This is a genomic window from Clostridioides sp. ZZV14-6150 (assembly GCF_020657875.1).
In the GTDB taxonomy this organism is placed as follows: domain Bacteria; phylum Bacillota; class Clostridia; order Peptostreptococcales; family Peptostreptococcaceae; genus Clostridioides.
Genome location: NZ_JAGWDA010000011.1, coordinates 49,133 through 71,928, shown reverse-complemented (window position 1 = coordinate 71,928; position 22,796 = coordinate 49,133). Strand labels below are relative to the sequence as shown.

Below are 22,796 nucleotides of genomic sequence, written 5' to 3'. Positions count from 1 at the left end.
ATGGTAAAGAAACAATTCTTAAAAAATGTACTACCCTCTATGTTAGCTTTTGCTTTTTCAGGTGTTTATGCCATTGTAGATGGATGGTTTGTGGGTAGAAATATCGGAGATGCAGGACTTGCTGCAATCAATATTGCCTATCCACTGACTGCATTAATTCAGGCAATTGGGACAGGAATTGGTATGGGTGGAGCAATTCAAATTGCTATATGTCTTGGTAGAGGTGATGAAGATGAAAATAAATATCTTGGAAATACTATTTTTATATTGCTTGTGGCTTGTATAATTTCCACAATAATATTAGGTTTGACTTCTCAATCAATTTTAAGAATATTTGGAGCTGAGGGAGAAATCTTAAATCATGCAATATCTTACATAAAAATTATTATTTACGGAGCAACATTCCAAATTATTGGTACAGGTCTTATCCCAATTATTAGAAATTATAATGGTTCATTAGTGGCAATGTCTTCTATGATTGCAGGCTTCTTAACAAATGTAGTTTTGGATTGGTTGTTTGTTTCAGTATATTCATATGGATTATTAGGAGCTGCAATAGCCACAGTCATTGGTCAAATGGTTACTCTACTTCCTTGTATTTTATTTTTGACTATTAAAAAGAAGTTATTTGGATTTGCTATATTTAAACCTATGCCATACTTCTTTAAAAAAATAATCGAAGTTGCTGTTTCTCCATTTGGATTAACACTTTCTCCAAATATAGTCATTATAATTCTAAATAAAGGTGCTCTTTCATATGGTGGTGCACAAGCTGCTGCTTGTTACGCAGTTGTAAGTTATATAATTTGTATTATTCAATTACTTTTACAAGGTATTGGTGATGGATGTCAACCATTGATTGGAAATTATTATGGTGCAAATAATTTAAAGTCTGTAAATGAAGTTAGAAAAATGGCCTATATCACAGCATTTACAACTTCAATTGTTTGTATGATTGTAATTTATCTTCTTAAAGATAAAATACCAAACTTCTTTGGAGTATCAGACATAGTAGCACAAAGCATTTCTAGTGTACTTCCAATTTTTATTTCAGGATTTTTATTTATAGCATTTTTACGTATTACAACATCATTCTTTTATGCAGTCAGAAAGAATCTGTTAGCATATATTTTAATTTATGGAGAGCCTTTACTACTTACTGCTCTAGTTGCTTTGATTTTACCAAACATACTGGGATTAAATGGTGTATGGATTTCTGTACCTTTGACACAAGCTTGTCTTGCAGTAGTTGGTTTCATTCTATTAAAAAAATATGCTAGATTAGACACATTATAGGCAAATATTTTATTGAAAATTATTTAAAAATATCCTTATCGTTTTTAGATTTTATTATTAAGCTTTTATTTGCTCTTCTAGCTTATGCTGTTATTGACAATTACCTCAGTTATTGTGTTTATTCATATTAAATTTTACAAAGGGTGCAATTATTAAGCACCCTATAAATTTATTTTTTTAAGAAAGCTAAAAAACAATAAAAATGTCTAGCTCATATCTATATTATAATTTTTGATTTGCATATTTCAATGACCATGGGCAATTCACCATACATTTTAAAACACAAAAACATTTAGAAATATCAATTATAGACTCTCTTCCCCCTTGATGAGTCCAAGCATTTCCATGTATAGCTTTTGCAGGGCATTTTTCTACACAAACATTGCAATCACCACATTTTGAATCAATCAAAGGATGCTTTTCAACAGAAATTGGTGCATCTGTAAGTACTGTACACATACTAAAAGCACATCCAAATTCCTCAGTGATAAATAAATTATTTTTTCCCATGAATCCAATACCACTAATATTAGCTATTGTCTTGTGTGGTAAAGGGCTAATACCTGATTGCATCTTAGGGTCAATATATCCTCTTTCAATGTATCTATGTTCTATATTATTTTTTTCTGATTGAGCATAAGCACTATAACCTTTTGTTTGAAGATATTCAGAAATCCAATCAGCTAGTTTTTCCATCTTTTCCTCTTTTTCCAAAAACTCATCACTGTCTGTAGGTAAATTATTGTATATATCTTTAATAAACTTCTTTGACAATCCTATACAAAATAAAATTGCCTTAGAAAAACCTCATGTTTGATTTATTGGAAATTCAGATATATCAACAAAACGAATAATGTCTACACCTTCGTTGTACAAAATAGATTTCAACTCATCATTCATTTTTGACTCCTTTCACAGTTAATCAAGTAAGAAATAGCTTTATATACTAATAGATTCTGGCGTTTTATTATGTTAACCAATACTTTGTACACTCTTTATTTCTACTCATAAAACCATATTCAATTAAATATCTTCTAATCGTTGCAAAATCATAATATATAGACTCTAAAATTTGATTAACTTCTTTTTCTGAATATTGCTTTCCTTGCTCAAATTGTTCTAAAATTTTAGACAAAATAACAACTTTTTTCTTTTCTTTTGATGAAAAAACTTTTAATTTTAGAGGGTTCATACTTTCAAATGATGTTTCTAAAATGTGTTTTCTTTCTTCTTCAGTTACTACATATCTCTCATCTACCATTTTGGCATGTTCGTGGATTGGTATTATAGTACTATCTCTATTAGATTTATCTTCAAATACAGATTCATATAAAGCCAAGTATAGCTTAGCTTGTTTTGCTTTTTCTCTAAACATAAATTTTTGATGACGTATTGTAGAGGTAGATACTCCAAGCTCTTTTGCAATTTCTTTATCTGATAAATCACTAATAAATAATTTAAATAATTGTTTTTGATTATCAGTTAATGTATTGTACTTTGAATCATTATTGACTAATTGTTCCAAATAGTCACCATGTTTTAATTTTGTATGCAATTCAATAGCTCTTGATGCTTCAAAAAATCTGTCACCAACTCGGTATATTTCTCCTACTTCATATGTTTTTCCACAAATAATGCAACTATAGCAATTTAAGTCTGCATTGAATACATAACCTTTTTTGATATCTTTAATAGAAAGATTTTCAATCTTCATATTATTCACCTCCATCATATAGTTTATCTTTTTAATAAACATATCATACTAAAGTTTATTATTATTGTCAACATTTCTATTTTAAGTTTATATAAATCATGTGTGTCTAACTTTTAAATTACAATGTATCTCCAAACAATATATTTAAATCTCTATTTGAACAATTACTATTTATAATTAGGTATTTTTCTATCTAAATATAAACGTACAAAACTAATTACAAAAAAATAAAAGGAACTACTCAATTTAGAATCAAGCAAATCCCTTTTTATCTAACATATTTATATTAAATTTATATAGTACAACTTTATATTAAATTTACATTGTACAACATAAGTTTATAGACAGTAATCTTTTATTTTATACTTTTTATTTAAACTCAATTACAGTATCTTTTCCACCCTCTACACTATTACCTACATTATATGTATTCATATTGTACTCTGAATGATTAGTTATTGTAACTGGAGTAATAAGTGAGATACCATTTGATTCAATTAATGAACGGTCAAATTTTAACATTGGTGCCCCCTCTTTTACTTGGTCTCCTACACTTACTAATGCTTCAAATCCTTCACCTTTTAAGTTTACAGTATCTAAACCAACATGAATAAGAAGTTCCATTCCATTTTCTAGTTCTATAACAAATGCATGTTTAGTTTCTGCTACAACTGCCACCTTACCATTAGCTGGAGCATAAACAATATCACCTGTAGAATCTATAGCTACACCTTCGCCCATAAGTTTTTGAGAAAATACAGCATCTGGTATTTTAGATAACTCTATTACCTTTCCTGATATTGGTGATTTTATTGATTTTTTCTTAAACATTTTAAACATAAAATATACTCTCCTTTTTACTTTTAACCATTATTAGCTGCCTTTAGTTTTTCACCTAGACTTCCTCCTGGATGATATTTATAAAAATCAGCTGAGTCAAAATTACTGTTTTTAGATAATGCACATGCAATAGAATCTCCTAAAACCAAAGTAATTGTAGATGATGTTGTTGGTGCTAAATTTAAGTGGTCAGCTTCATCCTTTGCAGGATATATTAAAGCATAATCGCATTCTTTTGCCAATACTGAATTTCTATTTGAAGTAAAAGCAATCGTTTTAGAACCTATTGCTTTAACGTATTTTATACAATTTACAACTTCCATAGAATTTCCACTATTTGAGATTAAAATTGTAATATCTTGACTTTCAATCATTCCTAAATCTCCATGTACTGCTTCTGTTGCATGTACAAAAAAACTTGGTGTACCAGTACTTGCAAATGTAGCTGCCAATTTTTTACCTATATGTGCAGATTTACCTACACCCATAAAAATCACTTTACCTTTACAGTTTGCAATTTCATTAACTATATTTTCATATTCAATACCTGCTTCATCTATTAAACACTTTATAGCATTCATTTCAGTAGTCATAACATCAACCATTGTTTTTAAATAGTTCATAATCATCTCCCCTTCTATATTAAATATTTTCTGTAATATAATCTATAGTTTTTTTAATTCTATTTAAGCCATCTTCAAGTTTTTCTCTTGAACATGCAACATTTAACCTTAAATAAAACTCACTTTCTTCTCCATATACCTTGCCTGCCATAATAGCAACTTCACCAATATCTATTAATAGATTTTGGAATTTTTCACTGCTTATTTTAAGCTCAGAGAAATCAATCCAAGCAAAGTAACAGCCTTCTGGCATAACCAATTTTAATGGATTTAAATTATTTTCTATATAGTTAATTGTATATTGAAGATTCTCTTTAAGGTATTTCAATAACTCATCTAGCCAATATTCACAGTCATTATAACAAGTCATTGTCCCCAAAATAGCTAGTATAGCTGGTGAATTTACAAAATCACGATATCTAGTTATATTTTCAAACTTAGTTCTTGTCTCTTCATTTGGTATAATGACATATGACCCAGTCAATGCTGGTATATTAAAAGACTTAGATGCTGATGTACAAATAAATATAGACTCTAAATAATTGTCTGCCACATTTAAAACAGGTGTCATTTTATTATCATATACAATATCCATATGTATATCATCTGATATTATTTTTACATTATTCTCCTTACAAATCCTTACCATCTTAATAAGCTCTAATTCACTCCACACTCTACCTGTTGGATTATGAGGATTGCATAAAATAAATATCTTAGAATCTTTACATTTTTTCTCAAAATCCTCAAAATCAATAGAGTAAAATCCATCCTTATTTATAAGGGGAGATTTTATAATATTGCGATTGTTTTTTCCTATTACTTCATAAAAAGCATTATACGCAGGAGTATTTATTAATACTTCATCACCTTCATCACTAAAAATTTCAATGAGTTTACTAATTGAATACATTACACTTGGACTGTAATATGTCCAATTGCTATCAATACTACAATTAAATCTCTTAGAGTACCAATTTCTGATAGAATCTCTAAAATCATCGTGCTTCCATCTGCTATATCCTAATACTCTATGATTTAATCTTTCTTTCAATACTTCTGTTATCTCATTTGGAAATTCCAAATCCATATCTGATATTGTAAAAGGAAGTAATCCTTTTTTTCCAAATCTATCTTCTACATAATCCCATTGGGTACAATATGTACCCAATCGGTTTACTTTTTTATCAAAGTTAATCATTATATGCCTCCAAATGACCTTCCATCGCCTTATCCATTTGCTTTCTTAAAGAGTACACTTGAGTACCTATAATTACTTGAATTGTATGTTCATCTAATTTAACAACAGCTATACCACCAGCTTCTTTAATTGCATCTTCATTTATTAGTGATACATCTTGTAATTTTAAACGTAATCTAGTTACACAATTGTCTAATGATAATATGTTAGATTGCCCTCCTAGTGCTGCTATCATTTGCTGACCTTTGTATGTAGATAGATTTTTAAAATCTGAACCATTCCCTTCAGAAACTTTTATTTCTTTATCTTCACGTCCTGGAGTTTTTATATTAAATTTAAGAATTGCCCATTTAAATACAAAGTAATATATTGCAAAGTATAAAGCTGCTACTAATACTGCTATTGGCCATCCTGTAGCTGCTCCTCTCAATACTCCAAAACTTATAAATGCTATTAAATCTCCTGTGAATCCCATCAATACACCCAAGTATGGAAGTACCATGTTTGCTAAACCATTCATAAATGTATGGAAAGCAAATAATGCTGGTGAGATAAATAAGAATAAAAACTCTATTGGTTCACTTATACCACCTATAATAACTGTCAACACTCCTGATATTAGAAGTCCTTTAAGTGCTTTTCTATTTTCTGGTTTTGCTGTACGATAGATAGCTAATGCTGCCCCAGCTAAACCATATTGAATCATTAATTTCCCTTGCTCCATTTTACCAGCTAAATCAAGAGGTATAATCTGATTATTCTCCACATATGCCATAAACATGTTCAATGTTCCAAAGTATGTTTCTCCATCAATAACAGCAGTTCCACCTATTGGTGTAAAACGGAATACAGATGTTACAAGGTGGTTTAATCCAAATGGTATTGTAACCCTTTCAGCTACTGCATATGAGAAATATCCTAATGGCCCTGCTGAAGAAATCCATCTTCCTAAACTTTGGAACGCATTGAAAAATGGTGGCCAAACAATAGGTATTAATAAACCAACGATACTCATAACTATTAAACTAACAATTGGAACTAATCTTGGTCCACTGTAGAATCCTAATGATTCTGGTATTTTCAAATTACTAACTTTATCATACATTGCATAAACAATTAAACCTGCTATAATACCACCTAAAACACTTGTGTTATATGTCTGTATACCCATAATCATAGCTTGACCATTAGTTGACATTTGGTCTGCTGCTACTAATAAATCAGCTCTTGTTAAATAAAAATTTGTACCTATATGCATTGCTATAAATCCTACTAAACCTGAAAATGCACCAAACTCTTTTTCTTTTTTTAATAATCCTAGTGGAATTGCCATTGCAAATAATGCCCCCAAGTTATTAAATGCAAATAATCCTATTGTTAACATAAAATTTAAAATCATATTAACATATTCATTTCCTAGAAATGGAACCATTGCAATCATCTTAGGGTCTGTAAAACCAGCCCCAAGACCTAGCATCATACCAGAAACACTAAGTAGTGCTATTGGGAACATAAACGTTTTTCCTAACATTTGGAAGAAATTCCATAGACCTAACTTATTTTTTTTCATATTTTCACCCTCCTATTTTTATATAAAAAACATAATCTAATTTATAGAAAAACCTAAATCAAAAAACTTAATCTAATAACTAAGTTCAATGATTTAGGTTTTGCCTGCTCAACCAGTTACAACCCTAAAAGCCATTGTCTATATTTAATAAAAAAGCCTAAATCAAAAAACTTAATCTAATAACTAAGTTCAATGATTTAGGTTTTGCCTGCTTAACCAGTTACAATCCTAAAAGCCATTGTGTTTATTTAATAAAAAAACCTAAATCAAAAAACTTAATCTAATAATTAAGTTCAATGATTTAGGTTTTGCCTGCTTAACCAGTTACAATCCTAAAAGTCACTGTCTGTATTCAATAAAAAAGCCTAAATCAAAAAACTTAACTAAAATTAAGTTCAATGACTTAGGTTTTGCCTGCTTTATCAGTTACAATCCTAACAACCACTGTTTGTTATTTTATTTATATGAATCATTAGATATAATTCTTCTTCTTTACTAATTTTATATTCAAATCTGTCTAATACCAATGCTGCAATTTCTTCAGTACATACTTTAGGTTTATTATAGTTTTTATTTACTAGTTTATACATATCTTCAACATCACTATCTTTGTAAGTTTCTTTTCTTAAAATTCTTTGAACGAAAAACTTTAAGTGAGTTATAAGCCTAGAGTAGTTCAGTGAATTTACATCTAATTTAAATCCATGTACTTCTTCTATTATCTGAACAACTTGTTTTGAAAACTCTAGTATATTAATACCTTCATCTTTTTGAGAATTTTCTAATCCATTGATTATATGAATAGCAATATATCCTGCTTCATCTTCAGGCAACCTTATTCCTATCTTTTTTTCAATTTCATCAATTGCCCATAATCCAAATTCAAATTCTTCTCTATAAAGTTGTTTTGTTTCATTCAGTATCAAATTAGGTAATTTTATACCCTGTTTTTCTCTTTGGACAGCGAATTCTATATGACTAGTTAAAGCCAATATTATTGAATCATTTACTTGAGTATTTAAAACTTCATTAGCTTTTCCTATAATTTCATCTGAAATTTTAAAATATTCAATTGAGGTTTTATTAAGTATTTGATTGTATTTGTCTTTTTGATTATCTTGAACAAAATATTTCTTAGAAATCAAACTTTCATCTATCAAATCTCCTACTTTTTTCTTGAATCCAACTCCAGCACCAGTTACAATTATCTCTGTGCCATCTTCTAGGGAGCTTACTACTACATTGTTATTAAATATTTTTTTTATATTCACTATAAATCCCCTCTGAAAAAAATGTTCCATCACACTTACATAGTATATTATATTTAATTTAATGTCAATATTTAAAATTTTACTTTCGCATATATTTTGCATTTTACCCTATAATACTACAATTACAAAACATTTTAACTAGCCGAAACCAAATTGTCGTTTTTTGTATTTTTTTCATTTAAATATATTTAAATGTTTTATATCTATATTCAATTCTTTAAAGTTATTCAATATTTTTTATTCCAATATATATCTTCCAGTATTTTCAAGTATCTTAATGTGCATTCATTAAGTATTTGTTTAAATTCAGATTATATTGCATTATAAGTTTTTTTAAAATAGGTATACCCAAAAATCAGATTAATATAAAAGATTCTTTATATGAAATTTTCCTCAAATATTTTTTAAATTATATTTTTATTTCATATTTACGAATAGATTTCATATTTTTTCCTAAATTGCTGTAAATACATTAATATTTTAATACCTTATATAATATTTTCCAATTATTTATAATACATTTTTTCATTAATTTTCTATAATTAAAACTTTATCACCTCTAATAATACCTAATCAATTATAACATTTAACATTTTATGTAAAATTTATAAAAAAATGTATATAATCTAAAATAAGTGACTATACTAAAAATATGATACGGATAACCAATAAGTTCAACCTATCTCCCCCAAAATAGAATGAGCTACAGTTCCCCCCAACTGTAGCTCATTTTCGTGTTATTTAGGTGTTTTTCATATAATTTCAATCTAAAACAACTTCTATAACAGTATCTTTATATTTGACAGATACATACTAAAATACTAGAATTAAAGAAACCCATGTTAGCTTTTTTTATTAGGTCTTTAAAAAATTTACTATGGGTTATTACTTATAAAATAGGGGGATTTAAATGGAGACAGAACGATTAATCATTCGTCAGTTTTCACCTGACGATTGGCAAGATTTGTTTGAATATTTATATGTTCTTTTAAAGATAAAAAGCATTATCACAAAATTATGATAATGCTTTATTTATGTTAATCTATATTGTTATCTTTACTTTTTATAAACATCAAGTTTCCATTATTTATTCCCCATATCTCATCAGCAAATAAAGCAACTTCCTCTGAACTTGTTGCTATTATCACACATTTATTATCTTTATGTGCCAAATTGTAAAACACATTTATTAGACTTTCTTCACTTTTATCATCTGTGCTTTCTATAATATCATCACATACTATTAAGTCAGGATTATTAGATAATGACCTAGCAATACACACTTTTTGTTTATCATAATAAGATAAGTTTTCTACTCTATCCATTACTTTTTCTTTATCAATTCCTACCTTTTGTAGAATTTTATATACTATTTCCTTTTTATTCTTTTTCTTATTTTCACTAATTCTCATTGGTAAAAACATATTCTCCAAAATAGTTTCATTATTTAATAAGTTATAATCTTTAAATATAGCTCCTATATCCTTATTTCTATACATATCCTTATTTATATCTCTTAAATCCTTGCCCTTGTAAATAATACTTCCATCAGTATAATCATCAAGACCTGATATTATAGATAACAAAGTACTCTTTCCTGCCCGAGGCTTTCCTATAATAACATACATTTTTCCAGCTTCAAATTTGGCACTTACATCTTTTAATACATATTTATTACTTCCCTCATATTTATAATTAACATCTATCAGTTCTAGCATTACCAATTTACATCACCTAATTTCTATCATAAATTATCTGTATTGGTTTATATATAATTGTACTATATACGGCTACTATGCCAGTTAATAATATCAATATTATCGCTACAATAATTATCTTAAATATTAAATTTGGAATTAATTTATCTCTTAAACTTTTTATTTCTTGTTTGATATCATCACTATTTATATCTATATTTTTATATTCTCTACTATTCAGTAAATCAGCATTATGTATTACATTATATTGATTTTGATATTCAAAAACATAATTTGATATTTTTGAAGCTGATATACTTACAATTCCTCCTCCAAGTATAAGGCATACTAAAGTTATCATAATACTTTCACATATGAAACTCTGAACTATCTTAAATTTAGGCATTCCAATTAATATTAACACACCAATGTAATACTTTATTTTTTTTATTGCTATTATAGAATTTATCATCAATAATATCGAACCTAATATTAATATTCCAAGCGTAACTGTAAAAGCTATATTAGACAAACGTTGCATTGGTGCTATTAATTTACTGTACGCAAACTCATCTATAGTAACTTTATAAATGTCACTTAGACCTTTATCTCTTATCTCTTTCTCAAAATCTTTTCTACTATTAGAGTCTCTCAATAAAAACCTAGCATTTGTATAAATTATTGGATTTTCCGATTCAATCTTCTTTTCAAATTCTACTAGAGTATTGTACGTAGTTAATATACTATTATAGATACTTTCATCTTGAACCATTTCTATCTCTTTATCATTCTTAGTGTCTTTTTTCTTATATATTCCTACTATTTTTAAATTTAGTTTAGTATTAATACTATAATCACTTAATAGAGATATCGTATCTCCAATTTTTAACTTATTAATATCAATAAATTCTTTACTTACCATACATTCATTATCTTTTTGAAATACTCTTCCTTTTACCTTCTCCAGGTTATAGTGTTTAAAACTTTCATTCTTTTCTGTATATCCTATAATCCCATAATTTTTAGCCCTCATATCATCATCTACGATTTGCCTGTCATCATTAGAATTATATTTGTTATCATCAAAGTGTGCTGTGATATTTCCAATAAAAGATACTTTTTTTACATATTTTGACTTTGCAAAATTTAAATAATCATTTACACTCAAGTTACTATATTTTATCATAGACTTTCCTGAATTATCCTGAACAAGTTTTTTACTATCAAGCTTAATTTGAACTTCTGATTCAAATTTTTTCTCATAATTTTCCTTTATCACATTAACGTTCGAATTTATTATTGAGGAAATCAATATTGCTAAGACCATCAATAACATAACAACTACACTAAATGAACTACGCAATTTATTTCTAAGTAAGTTTTTGATTGCATTATTTAAAATATACACTTCACATCTCCTCTTACCAATTCAATAATGTCTTAGAATTATTATATCTATCTTAATTTGTTACTTATATTCTTTAAATACTAGATAAAAAGTTGAACCTTTACCTTCTTCACTTTCTACCCATACAAATCCGTTACATAAATTACATACATGTTTTACTAAACTAAGACCTATACCATATCCATCTTTATTTAATTCATTTATTCTATATCTGTCATAAAATATTTTTTTCATACTATATTTATTCATTCCAATACCATTATCTTTTACTGATACAATAACGCTACCTTTTTGATTTTTCACATTTACACAGATATCTTTACATTCACCATATTTTATTGCATTGTCCAAAAGGTTAGATACACCTCTATAAATCCACTTTTCTTTCCCATAGATACTCATATTTTCATCTTCATCAAAATCAAAACTTAAATTATCATATACTTTAGAATAGTGGTCACATACTTGCGCACATATTAAAGCTATATCAACTTCATACATATCTTCATTATTTTTTGTATCACTTATTGCAAGTACATCTTCTACAGTATTTGAAACATTATTAAGAGTATTTAACAGTTCTTCATTTCCACTTAACTCTAAACTTGTTCTAAGTATTGCTATGGCATTTTTTTGTTCATGAGATAAATATGAATTTAATCTTTTATAATCTTCAATATGAGAATCAAACTTATCTTTTAAATCTTTATATACTTTAGACATAATGGGGTCTATACTCAATACTTCGTCTTCATCTTCTATATTATTTATATTATTTAATATCCCCATTCTTTCTTTAAACTCTAATCTATTCAATATTGCTAAAAGGATAAAGTTAGAGGTTACTATAAAAGCAAAAAACAACATTATAATTATATTAAAATTACCATTAAGGGCAAGATTATAATCAGAAATTAATCTTTCATCTAAAGTATTATCTTCCATAGTGTTATAAGTATTATCTATATTTATTCCATAATATGCATTTGAATCACTAGCCATTAATTCTTTACTTGTATTAGATATATTTATAATATATTTCAAACCTACTGTAAAAATTATAAAGACTATAACAGAATATAAAATTAAAACTATAGTTTTTTTATCTTTTAATCCTTGCATATAGAATATCCTATCCCTCTAGTAGTTATTATTATCTCTTTTCCTGCAACTTCTCTTAATTTCTTTTTTAATCTAGCTATATGTACCCTTAATACAGAGGATAATGGGTCAAAGTATTCATCATAAACATGTTCTGATATATCTATACTTGATACGATATCTGGATATCTACTTGCAATATATTCTGCTATATCAAACTCTTTAGTTCCTAGACTTACTTCTTTATCATACACGTACACTTTTCTAGATGACGGATTTATTTTGACAGGACCTGCCTCTATATTTGGATTTGTCCTACCATAAAATCTTCTTATAACTGCTTGTATCCTAGCTCTCAATTCTATAATTTGAAAGGGTTTTACTATATAATCATCAGCTCCTAAATCAAGCCCTTTTGCCAATTCATTTACTTCATCTCTTGCTGTTACAATTATTATAGGTGTATTTAGATTATTACTTCTAAAAAATTCTAATATCTCTATTCCATCTTTATCTGGTAAATTTAAATCTAATAATATAGCATCATAGTCATTTATAAATGCTTTTTCTTCTCCATCTAATCCACAATTTGCTATATCTACTACTAATCCTTCATTTTCCAACCCTATCTTCATATTATAAGAAAGCTCTTTATTATCTTCGATTATTAATACTCTCATATAATCATCTCCTAAATAAAATATCAACTTATTCATTATATATAATGAATGTTTATTGAATGTTAATTATACTTTATAATTATTTAATTCTTATATAAAATCTAACCCTATTATTATTCAAATACTCACACTTGTCAAATTTATGCTTAATTACTATTCTATTTAATATCTCTACCAATATAATTATTAACTTGTCCATCATATTTAATAAATCCAAAATATAGATTAATAAGAATTAATTAACAAAATTCTTTATAAGAACATAACCTATATTAAACAAGCTCTTAACTAAAACTTGAGTTTGTCAAATTTTAAAATACGAAAGAGAATCTTTTATATGCTATTAAAAATTTGGCTTTTAAATAAAAATTTTTTATTCCTTTTTAGTAATAGATAAGTAATAGCTAAAAAGACAATTTTATTGCACACTTAAAAAAGGGGGGTCTTACAATATTCTTAAATTATAAATGAGATACCCTTTTTTATTTACATATAGATTATTTAATACTTTGCAAAAAAAGTGAACTCATCTGATAGAATCCACTTTTTTCTGTAGTCAAATCTTTATTTTGAAATAACTTCTTTTAGTGTTGGGAGTGTATTAAATAAATAATACCTGTAATTTTTATTTTATTAACTTTAAATGCCTCTTTCAATATTGTATAAAACAACAATAAATACTTATAATAATTTCAAATATCTGTGAAAATTTATTAACTATATTATAATTATAAACTTATGGTTATAACTACTAGCACTACTATTTACTTTTATTTAATAAGTATCAACAAGTACAGATTTCTTTATTTTCTGTTTATCTAAATGTGAAATTGCACTAGATACAGCAGTTTGACCTTGCCCTGCTGGTCCACTTCCTATTATTACAATGTCATATCTCATAATCTCACCTATTTTCTAATAACCTTTCTTTTTTCTTTTATATAAATAATATATCAATAGCCAACATCACTGACAATTAGGCACTTATTTGTAACTACATAAATAAATCTTATAAATAAAAAAACTCATTTTATAATGAGTTTTTTTGTTTATATATATGATTTAAATTAATTACATATATGATTCAATTTTATTTTTTAAATTATCTTTAGGTATAAACCCTATTAATCTATCTATAGGTTTACCATCTTTAAATATTATTACAGTTGGTACTGTAGACACTTCAAACTTTTGAGCTAATTCCATACTTTGGTCTATATCTACTTTTAAGAAATTTGCTTTTTCAGTCATATCATTTCCTAAAGCCTCGTATACTGGTGATAACATTTTGCAAGGTCCACACCATGTAGCAAAGAAATCTAAGACTACTAACCCTTCTTTGTTTTCTACTTCATTTATAAATTCATTGTTATTTATTATTTTTGCCATAATATATATCTCCTTTATTATTTTTATTGTTTTCTTGATATTAATATACTACGACTTATGTACTAGTTCAATTAGTCACTTTTTTGTAACCATTCATTTTTAACATTCTTAAGATTATAATTATAGTCAAACATTAATTAAATTTATTTATGTCAATACTTTTTATACACTATTTATGCTATCTATCCTACACCCTAAAGGAGTGGGTTTTCCGCACTAGGTTGTAAGTTCAGCAGTCACTTATGTAGTAATTATAAAAATCTGTAAATTTTATTTAGCTGTTAACTAAATTTGAACTTCATTTCAAAAATACACTATAAAACTTTTCTAATTTGTAACTTAATTTTTTACTTCATATGATTGACAATTATATATATACATTATAAAATAATATCAGTACCTACTAAGGTAGTTATCATATTTTTATTAAAGGAGTTTATATATGGATGCTATAGTTAACGAACTACAAAACATAGGATTTACCAAATATGAATCACAAATCTACATATCATTACTAAAGGAAAACCCTCTAACTGGATATGAAATAAGTAAATTATCAGGTGTACCACAATCAAAAGTCTATGAAAATATAACAAAATTACTTAACAATAATATAATTATCAATATTGAAACTGACCCTATAAAATATGTACCTATAAACCCTAATGAATTACTAAAAAGTAAAAAAGAAGAATTCAATAATTCTATGGACAAACTAGAAAACAACTTACAGATATTAAATAAAGGAAAAAGTATAGAATATGTTTTAAACATAAAAGGCTCTAAAAATATATTAAAAAAAGCAATCGAAATGATAAATAATGCCAAACAAGAAATTATAATTTCTTGTTCACATGAAGAAATTCTCAACCTAAAAGATGAGCTTTTAACTGCTTCTAAAAAAAATATTAATGTTGAAATACTACTTTTGGAAGATAAAAATATAGAGGGTCTAAGCAACGTTCATATCCATGGAGGTAATGAAGCTACACTTAAAAATAAAAAACTTTATAAAGGTATTCTTTTAATTGTAGATGATTCTGAAATATTAACAGGAAATTTATCTGAAGGTGATGAAGCTATTTCAATTTGGACAAAAAATTCTAATATTTTATACATTGGAAATCAATACATACAACATGAAATTTATATTTCACAAAAAATAAAAGGGGGTCTTAAAGATGAATAAAGTTAAAATCAAACAAGTTGATGCATTTACAACTATACCTTTTGGAGGAAATCCTGCTGGTGTAGTCACAGATGCATCCAATATTTCTGACGAAATCAAACAGAATATAGCAAAGGAAATGAATTTATCAGAGACTGCATTTGTCTCAGAATCAGATGTGGCAGATTTCAAGGTTCAATTTTTCACACCTGGCTTAGAAGTTGACTTATGTGGTCATGCTACAATAGGAACATTCCATGCTCTTTTAGAAGAGGAAAAACTTGATGCTAACAAGAACATCTTTTATCAAGAGACAAAAGCTGGTGTACTATCTGTAGAACTTAAAAAAATAGATAATGAAAACATATTTATGATGGAACAAAATCCTCCTAAATTCGAAAATCTAAATAGCTGTAGAAAAGAACTGGCACAAATGATAGGTGTAAAAGAAGATAGACTTCTTGAATATCCAATTATGAAAGTAAATACAGGAATTTGGTGGCTTGTCTTTGGATTAAAGTCTCTAGATGATTTAGAAAATATTTCTCCAGACTTAAATAAAATAAAAGAATTTAGTGCTGATAATAATTTAATTGGAATAACTCCATTTTGTGTAGAAACTCTAGATAAAAAATGTGACTATCATTTAAGATCTATAGCTCCATATGTAGGAGTAACAGAAGACCCTGTATGTGGAACTGGAAATGCTTGTGTATCATCTTATATAGTACAACACAGTATTTTAGATAAAACTGACTTTATTGGTGAAGAAGGAAACTTTATAAATAGACCTGGAAAGGTATATGTAAATATAGCTAAAGAAAACAATGATATCTCTTCTGTAAAAATTGGAGGAAGTGCCTATACTATTTTAAGTGGAGAAATTGTGTATTAATACTTTATCTAATTTAACAATAAATAAAAATACTAGTCTTAATTGACTAGTATTTTTATTTATATATTTTGTTTAACAAATTTATTTCACTATACATCATGTTAAAAAGTAACACTTTATATGATTATTATCAATTAGCTATATATCAATCTAATACAATATAACTATCATAGATTAATATACATAGTATAGTTATTTACTGATTATTTATCATCCTCAACAAGTTTATTTAATGTCTTGTCAAATAAGAATAATAATATAGCTGCAACAAATAGTATCACTGGAATTATAGTATATACTTTAATCATCTCAAACTTAAGAGTAAATGCATATATATATCCATATCCTTGACCAGCTATGAAAGTAGCAAATGTCCAAACCCCCATAAGAACACCTAGAAGTTTTTTAGGAGCATACTTACTTACAAAAGAGTTACCAAGTGGTGAGAATAACATTTCCCCAAAACTTAGAAGTATACCAAACATAACTATCCATATTATACTAGCTTTAGCAGTTTCAGGAGCTCCAACACCTCTTGTAAGCTCTGCTCCAACAAGCATTAAGAATGCAAGCCCTAAGAATATTAATCCAAGACCTGTCTTTTTAAATAAACTTATATCACCTTGTGGTCTACTAGCAAGCTTAAACCATAATGCTCCAAGAACTGGACCTAGTACAATACATACAAGTGCATTTAATGAGTCGAACCAAGCAAGAGGAACTTCAAACCCTCCAATAGTCATGTTTACAAATGCTGCACCATAATCATAAACTGCAAGATAAGTTAGGTACCAGAATAACCAGAAAACTACAGAGAAGAATGAAATAAGTATAATAGCCCAAATTCTCTTCTTATCCATACTTGTAAGAGGAGTATTATCTTTTTCTTTAACTTTCTCAGCTACTACACCTTCTTTAAAAGGTCTTTTCCCTGCATTTCCAAGGAATCTCCATCCATATGTGAACCAGATTGCACCGATTACACAAAGAACAGCTGCTATGAAGAAACATTGAGAGAAACCAAGTATTCCATTTTTAGCAAATGTCTTAAGATAAAGTATACCAACTGCTGTTGTTCCGATGAAAGAACCTATATTAACAAAAGAATATTGTACAGAGAATGCTGTATCAAGTTCTTCTTGATTATCAAAAAGTTGTCCATTTACTGCTGATACATTTCCTTTAAAGAATGCAGTACCAATTGAAACTAGAATTATCATTGCATTTACCATAGAAACTGTAGTTGCAATAGAACCAAGATAGTATCCTACCCCCATGATAAGCATACCTATAGGTATAGTATATCTAGCTCCTATCCATCTATCTGATATATATCCTCCAATTATTGGTGCGAAATATGTGAATGCAACAAGGTTAGCTTGCATTATAGCTGCTTGTCCTTTATCTATTCCAAGACCACCTTTAACAATAGCTGTTGTAAGGAATATATAAATTAAAAACTTTGCAGAATAATATGCTGCTCTTTCAAACGAGAAAGTTGTTGCACAGATATAAAATCCTATAGGGAATTTACCCTTTTTATTTACTGTTGTGCTCATAAGTTTAAATCCTTTCTTAATTGTATTTTTATATTTTCTACGTTTTATCCAGACTCTTTCTTTTAATGAAAGATATGGTGATATTGTTTTGTAAAACAATTCGTAATAATTATTAAGATAATTGCGTTTTTATTTGTAGAATCTAGATGTTTTCATGGCATAAAGATTAATATCTTTATTGTCAATAAATTTAAATACTATATCTATAAATTTAAATTATATAAATTCATTATTGTCAGGTATATTTATAACCTGTTATCTTTATAAATTAACACCACAAAAAACCAAACTATAAATTATTAGTTCATTAATTATTATTTAGCTTAAATACAATATTGCCATAACATAATGGATAATTTTATATCTAACTTCTAAATTCATCACTCTAGCAATTTTTTCTAATTTAACTACTCCTAATTAAATGAAAAAATCTTCACTATATGCAATTCTTATTTTTTTACTTGATAGTATTTTACAAACTAAATTCCTCCTTTTGTGGCAAATTGCGTAATCATATTACTATTGCCTTTTTAAAGGAGTTTTGAATAAAGCAACATGTATTTATTCAAATTAAATACTGTCTTTACTTGTTTTTTAAATTTCTAAATACTTCATTCAATTACTTGTCAACTTAAATAAATAAACTACTATCTATTCACAGATTAAATTTATTTCTTATTAAATATACACATGCATTCTGTGAATCTAAATATAAAAACTGTTGTTTTAAAGTGATTACCTAGATATTCGCTTTGATATTATTAATTGAGGTGATACTATTTATAATTTATTAACCATAAAATACCTCAACTTGAAAACTTTTTCACGAATATTTATTTTTCACCTCCCTTTATTTATTTCACCATGTAAATCGTACCATAAACACATACTTATATGCAACAAAAAAATAAGAAAAAAATCGAATAATCGACAGTAAATAATTAGAATAAATCAAATTATACTTGTCAAGTATATTATATAAATTTTCCGTCTGGAAATATAAGTTAAACTAAGCGTCAAAATAGTTTTTTAGAGATGAAATTTTATTGTTTTATGGATTCATATTATTTATTAGATAGGTTTTTGATATGCAACTTATATTACTTAGACTATACGCCGTCAAAGAGCATTTGTTATTTAAGAAACATTATCAATAATAAAATTAAAAAAAAGAATATTCTAATCAATTTTAACTAACTATTTTTAATTTTTAAATGATTGTTATATTTTTAATTAACTTAATAAATTTAAATTCTTCAAAATCAATTATTTTTTATCTGTTAACTCAACATTTACTTAATTAATATAGAAAAGTTTGATTAAAAACAAACTATAGTAATTATTATATATTACTCTTTTAGAAATAATCTAAATTTTGTATGTCTATAATTTTTCAAGTTACACTATAAATATACAACAAATATATCAATTTAAATTATAAAGGTATATTTAGTCTTATTTTGTCGATTATATTTATAATGTACTCTTCTAAACTAAAAGTATTTATCTAATCTATATTTTCATGTATGAAAAATAATTAATCCTTAAATATCTAAATTGTATTATTTATAATAAAATGTAACTTATGTTTATATTGGTATAATTCCAAATAATTTAATGTTAATATTTAAAAATATCTTAGTAATATACTTAATTCTAGCAATAATATAAAAATAATAAGCTGGATAAATATTAAGTTCAAAGTGCGTTTATATGAAACTAAAAATAATATTTTTTACAGAGAGATTAAAACTATATGTAACTTAAATGAAGCTATTTTACTTTAGTAAAATATAAATTTTTACGATATAGGTAAAATTAAATAAGGTGACTTCTATTTAATATAGTAGCCACCTTATTAATCAACACTAAAATATATTTTATATTGTCATATACTTTAAACGATAATACTCTTATAATATTATTAATTTTACTTCAGATTTCCAGCATGCTTATTAAACTTACCATTCAATCATCCCCTTGATTAAAAAGTATATTCAATAATAATTTAATTTTTTAAGAATTGTATATTATAAACATCATTTTAACGATTCCTATAATATTATTATATATTCAGTTTTTAATAAAAGCAATGTGAATAAATAATATTCTGAAATAATTAAAAATAGCAATAAAATATTCATAAGCACTTATTGTAAAATTATATTTAAATATTATTTTATTTTTTTTATATTTTTAACTATGCTATACTTTTTAAGTAGGAGATAATATAAAAAATACTTTATTGCGGTATATGACTTGATATATATGAGGTAACTTCATCAGGAGAAATATTCAAAACAGTTGCAAACTCTTCATTTAATAATCTTTCTGCTTCTTTCATCATATTATCATCTGCTTGATGTGATTTTTTACCAAGAGATTTTATATGTTCTTTATTACAGTATATACTTCTTATTAATTTAAGTAACTCTTCACACTTACCACTTCTAAGCATCACTTTAAATTGCTCACTTCTCATTTTTTCATTATCTATCCAGGATGTATCCATATTTGGTATATCACTTATTAGCGAAGCCACAGTAACTTCAGAAAGTATCTTTCTCATTGGAACTTTCTTATTATCAACAGGTATTTTTATTATTGTATTATTAGAATAAAGGGGACTTAATACATAATATTCTTTTTGTACACCATTTGTAATTTTTTCGTTTGTTATGTCCAAAACTTTACAAACACCTGTCATTCCATACATTATATAATCATCAATCTTAAACACAAAACCTCACCATCCTTAACAAAAAATAGTTTTGACAACTGAATTTACATCATCAAAACTATCTACTATATACTAATTGTACCATATTTTAAGATTTTAAGCTAAGTAAAACTTTTATTGTTTAAATAATAAAAAATACATTGACTATTAATCTATGTATTTTTTATTAATTTTGATAGTGAATAAACCATAACAATCGAACAAATCATAACAATCATATCCAGTATAATATTTATAAAATTGGTGCTTGGCTATTCATTGAGTATCCATCATTTCTAACATCATTTATCTCTAATGCATCATCTTTTGTTTCAACTTTACTAAGTTTTTTAACTGCTCCATAATGCTCTCTCAGTGAAAGTTTATCTCCATTTCCAGAAATAACCCATAAAACTTTATAACCTCTAGGTATTACTTGTAGCTTATTTTCACCCTTACCATCAGTAAAGTAAACTAATAAGTTAATCTTTTTATTATTAGCATATTCGAAGACTGGAGTAAATTTTGTGCCTCCACCTATTTTAACTCTATCTTTTATATCTTTTATAGTTTTTGCTTTATATACACGTCTAATTTCACTGTCACACTCTATAATAGTAATTTCATGATTATAATTTTTAACTATATTAAGAACTTCTTTAATTGCTTGTTTAAATTCTTCATCACTAATACTTCCACTTATATCAATAGCAACTGCTATTTCTGCTTTATGACTTCTAAGTTCTCCTCTTAAATCTAATCGGTTAGGCTGTCTTCTATTTCTCCTTGTTATAGTCTTCTTTTTGTTGCTTTCAACTGTTCCCATTAATCTACTAAGATATAAATTCCATGGTAATTCGCCTTTACTATTTTTAATGGCTGCTATCATATTTTCCAAGTGTGCTGGAATCTTACCTTTTTGAGAACTATCAATAAATTTTTCTGTAAATTCTCTAAGAGTTCTTTCATCTATATCATCGGATTCTTCCCATATATCATGAGTTTTTTCTGGACTATAATCAGTTTCTATATTTCCATACTTGTCACTATCATCTTCTTCACCATCTTCATCTTCTTCTAACAAATCTAATTCAGTTTGAATCTTTTCTACATAATACTCAAAAGGCTCATACGGCTCTAGTTTTAGAGAATATTTCAGATTTACCCATTCTAAAGTAGTAGCATATGGCGGTAAATTATTCAAATATTTGTTTACTACTATATCCATTGCCATATTAATGGCTAATGTACTATACTTTCCTTTTAATTCTTTTGCTCTCACTAAATGCACAGATACTATATGATAAATTTCATGCTTTATTGTACTTTCCATTTGTTCTATATTGAGAGTTAAAAAAATTATTGGATTAAAGTATATGACGTATTTAGCTCCTTTAAAATTCACACCTGTAGGACTACTTATATCGAATCGTATCTCTCTTGACATCTGAAACAAAAAATATCCATAAAAATTATCTTTTTCTTCCATAAGGCTTAAATTAACTTTATCTACTAGACTAAAAAATTCATCTTTAAAATCTTTTGGTATATCCACCTCAAATTTCTCATTAGCACGATTTGCCTTTAGCATAGAATGAGTATTTATAATTTCACTAGCTTTAATATAGAGTTCTTTTGCTTGCTTATCAAAATAATTTTCCATAT

General features: G+C 26.5%; 19 protein-coding genes. 3 read left to right on the top strand and 16 right to left on the bottom strand.

The annotated features are described in order from the left end of the window. Window positions 1-1,296, top strand: coding sequence for an MATE family efflux transporter (locus tag KGF41_RS13545; protein WP_227829618.1), 1,296 nt, complete (start codon window positions 1-3; stop codon window positions 1,294-1,296). A gap of 222 nt (window positions 1,297-1,518) precedes the next feature. On the opposite strand, the gene KGF41_RS13540 is transcribed toward KGF41_RS13545, so the two are convergent. The 13 genes from KGF41_RS13540 to trxA all read right to left on the bottom strand — a co-directional run bounded on the left by KGF41_RS13540 (window position 1,519) and on the right by trxA (window position 14,790). Next, on the bottom strand, window positions 1,519-2,070 hold the full coding sequence (locus KGF41_RS13540; RefSeq protein WP_227856741.1) for an epoxyqueuosine reductase: 552 nt from the start codon (window positions 2,068-2,070) through the stop codon (window positions 1,519-1,521). Between the two features lie 193 nt (window positions 2,071-2,263). Next, window positions 2,264-3,010, bottom strand: a complete 747-nt coding sequence (locus tag KGF41_RS13535; protein ID WP_227829620.1) for a DUF2087 domain-containing protein — start codon at window positions 3,008-3,010, stop codon at window positions 2,264-2,266. Window positions 3,011-3,379: 369 nt separating this feature from the next. Beyond that, window positions 3,380-3,850: a PTS glucose transporter subunit IIA gene (locus tag KGF41_RS13530; RefSeq protein ID WP_227829621.1), complete on the bottom strand. Its 471-nt coding sequence runs from the start codon at window positions 3,848-3,850 to the stop codon at window positions 3,380-3,382. Window positions 3,851-3,873: 23 nt separating this feature from the next. Then, window positions 3,874-4,473: a KpsF/GutQ family sugar-phosphate isomerase gene (locus KGF41_RS13525; RefSeq protein ID WP_227829622.1), complete on the bottom strand. Its 600-nt coding sequence runs from the start codon at window positions 4,471-4,473 to the stop codon at window positions 3,874-3,876. 19 nt (window positions 4,474-4,492) lie between these two features. Continuing rightward, on the bottom strand, window positions 4,493-5,674 hold the full coding sequence (locus KGF41_RS13520) for a MalY/PatB family protein (protein WP_227850607.1): 1,182 nt from the start codon (window positions 5,672-5,674) through the stop codon (window positions 4,493-4,495). Continuing rightward, window positions 5,667-7,244, bottom strand: a complete 1,578-nt coding sequence (locus KGF41_RS13515; RefSeq protein WP_227842834.1) for a PTS transporter subunit EIIC — start codon at window positions 7,242-7,244, stop codon at window positions 5,667-5,669. Before KGF41_RS13515 ends, KGF41_RS13520 begins: the two co-directional genes overlap by 8 nt. A gap of 434 nt (window positions 7,245-7,678) precedes the next feature. Beyond that, window positions 7,679-8,515 carry a PRD domain-containing protein gene (locus tag KGF41_RS13510; RefSeq protein ID WP_227829625.1) on the bottom strand — a complete coding sequence of 279 codons (837 nt, stop codon included), beginning with the start codon at window positions 8,513-8,515 and terminating at the stop codon, window positions 7,679-7,681. Between the two features lie 1,037 nt (window positions 8,516-9,552). Beyond that, window positions 9,553-10,233 (bottom strand): ABC transporter ATP-binding protein, encoded by a 681-nt coding sequence (locus tag KGF41_RS13505; protein WP_227842833.1) that lies wholly within the window; start codon window positions 10,231-10,233, stop codon window positions 9,553-9,555. A 16-nt stretch (window positions 10,234-10,249) separates the two neighbouring features. Continuing rightward, on the bottom strand, window positions 10,250-11,620 hold the full coding sequence (locus tag KGF41_RS13500) for an FtsX-like permease family protein (protein WP_227842832.1): 1,371 nt from the start codon (window positions 11,618-11,620) through the stop codon (window positions 10,250-10,252). 60 nt (window positions 11,621-11,680) lie between these two features. Then, window positions 11,681-12,742, bottom strand: a complete 1,062-nt coding sequence (locus tag KGF41_RS13495) for a sensor histidine kinase (protein WP_227842831.1) — start codon at window positions 12,740-12,742, stop codon at window positions 11,681-11,683. After that, on the bottom strand, window positions 12,730-13,401 hold the full coding sequence (locus KGF41_RS13490) for a response regulator transcription factor (RefSeq protein WP_227829629.1): 672 nt from the start codon (window positions 13,399-13,401) through the stop codon (window positions 12,730-12,732). The genes KGF41_RS13495 and KGF41_RS13490 overlap by 13 nt, the downstream gene beginning before the upstream one ends. 774 nt (window positions 13,402-14,175) lie before the next feature. Further along, window positions 14,176-14,301 (bottom strand): hypothetical protein, encoded by a 126-nt coding sequence (locus KGF41_RS20920; protein ID WP_255287840.1) that lies wholly within the window; start codon window positions 14,299-14,301, stop codon window positions 14,176-14,178. Between the two features lie 171 nt (window positions 14,302-14,472). Further along, window positions 14,473-14,790 carry a thioredoxin gene (gene trxA, locus KGF41_RS13485; protein WP_227842830.1) on the bottom strand — a complete coding sequence of 106 codons (318 nt, stop codon included), beginning with the start codon at window positions 14,788-14,790 and terminating at the stop codon, window positions 14,473-14,475. Window positions 14,791-15,232: 442 nt separating this feature from the next. Here trxA and KGF41_RS13480 point away from each other — a divergent pair, with 442 nt between their 5' ends. Further along, window positions 15,233-15,979: a helix-turn-helix domain-containing protein gene (locus KGF41_RS13480; protein ID WP_227829631.1), complete on the top strand. Its 747-nt coding sequence runs from the start codon at window positions 15,233-15,235 to the stop codon at window positions 15,977-15,979. Continuing rightward, window positions 15,972-16,853 (top strand): PhzF family phenazine biosynthesis protein, encoded by an 882-nt coding sequence (locus tag KGF41_RS13475; protein WP_227829632.1) that lies wholly within the window; start codon window positions 15,972-15,974, stop codon window positions 16,851-16,853. The genes KGF41_RS13480 and KGF41_RS13475 overlap by 8 nt, the downstream gene beginning before the upstream one ends. Window positions 16,854-17,056: 203 nt before the next feature. On the opposite strand, the gene KGF41_RS13470 is transcribed toward KGF41_RS13475, so the two are convergent. The 3 genes from KGF41_RS13470 to KGF41_RS13460 form a co-directional block, all read right to left on the bottom strand. After that, window positions 17,057-18,412 carry a peptide MFS transporter gene (locus KGF41_RS13470; protein WP_227829633.1) on the bottom strand — a complete coding sequence of 452 codons (1,356 nt, stop codon included), beginning with the start codon at window positions 18,410-18,412 and terminating at the stop codon, window positions 17,057-17,059. 2,242 nt (window positions 18,413-20,654) lie between these two features. Continuing rightward, a complete protein-coding gene (locus tag KGF41_RS13465; RefSeq protein WP_227830047.1) occupies window positions 20,655-21,152 on the bottom strand; it encodes a CarD family transcriptional regulator in 498 nt (165 codons plus the stop codon). A gap of 232 nt (window positions 21,153-21,384) precedes the next feature. Further along, the gene (locus KGF41_RS13460) at window positions 21,385-22,794 is read right to left on the bottom strand and encodes a VWA-like domain-containing protein (protein ID WP_227830048.1); all 1,410 of its coding nucleotides are present in this window, start codon (window positions 22,792-22,794) and stop codon (window positions 21,385-21,387) included. Between the last annotated feature and the right edge of the window lie 2 nt (window positions 22,795-22,796).

Bases quoted from the DNA above. Each gene is read 5' to 3' on its own strand.
- KGF41_RS13495 (WP_227842831.1), bottom strand. From the start codon at position 12,742: ATGCAAGGATTAAAAGATAAAAAAACTATAGTTTTAATTTTATATTCT.
- KGF41_RS13470 (WP_227829633.1), bottom strand. From the start codon at position 18,412: ATGAGCACAACAGTAAATAAAAAGGGTAAATTCCCTATAGGATTTTAT.
- KGF41_RS13460 (WP_227830048.1), bottom strand. From the start codon at position 22,794: ATGGAAAATTATTTTGATAAGCAAGCAAAAGAACTCTATATTAAAGCT.
- KGF41_RS13490 (WP_227829629.1), bottom strand. From the start codon at position 13,401: ATGAGAGTATTAATAATCGAAGATAATAAAGAGCTTTCTTATAATATG.
- KGF41_RS13530 (WP_227829621.1), bottom strand. From the start codon at position 3,850: ATGTTTAAAATGTTTAAGAAAAAATCAATAAAATCACCAATATCAGGA.
- KGF41_RS13475 (WP_227829632.1), top strand. From the start codon at position 15,972: ATGAATAAAGTTAAAATCAAACAAGTTGATGCATTTACAACTATACCT.
- KGF41_RS13535 (WP_227829620.1), bottom strand. From the start codon at position 3,010: ATGAAGATTGAAAATCTTTCTATTAAAGATATCAAAAAAGGTTATGTA.
- KGF41_RS20920 (WP_255287840.1), bottom strand. From the start codon at position 14,301: ATGAGATATGACATTGTAATAATAGGAAGTGGACCAGCAGGGCAAGGT.
- KGF41_RS13480 (WP_227829631.1), top strand. From the start codon at position 15,233: ATGGATGCTATAGTTAACGAACTACAAAACATAGGATTTACCAAATAT.
- KGF41_RS13520 (WP_227850607.1), bottom strand. From the start codon at position 5,674: ATGATTAACTTTGATAAAAAAGTAAACCGATTGGGTACATATTGTACC.
- KGF41_RS13545 (WP_227829618.1), top strand. From the start codon at position 1: ATGGTAAAGAAACAATTCTTAAAAAATGTACTACCCTCTATGTTAGCT.
- KGF41_RS13525 (WP_227829622.1), bottom strand. From the start codon at position 4,473: ATGAACTATTTAAAAACAATGGTTGATGTTATGACTACTGAAATGAAT.
- KGF41_RS13515 (WP_227842834.1), bottom strand. From the start codon at position 7,244: ATGAAAAAAAATAAGTTAGGTCTATGGAATTTCTTCCAAATGTTAGGA.
- KGF41_RS13505 (WP_227842833.1), bottom strand. From the start codon at position 10,233: ATGCTAGAACTGATAGATGTTAATTATAAATATGAGGGAAGTAATAAA.
- trxA (WP_227842830.1), bottom strand. From the start codon at position 14,790: ATGGCAAAAATAATAAATAACAATGAATTTATAAATGAAGTAGAAAAC.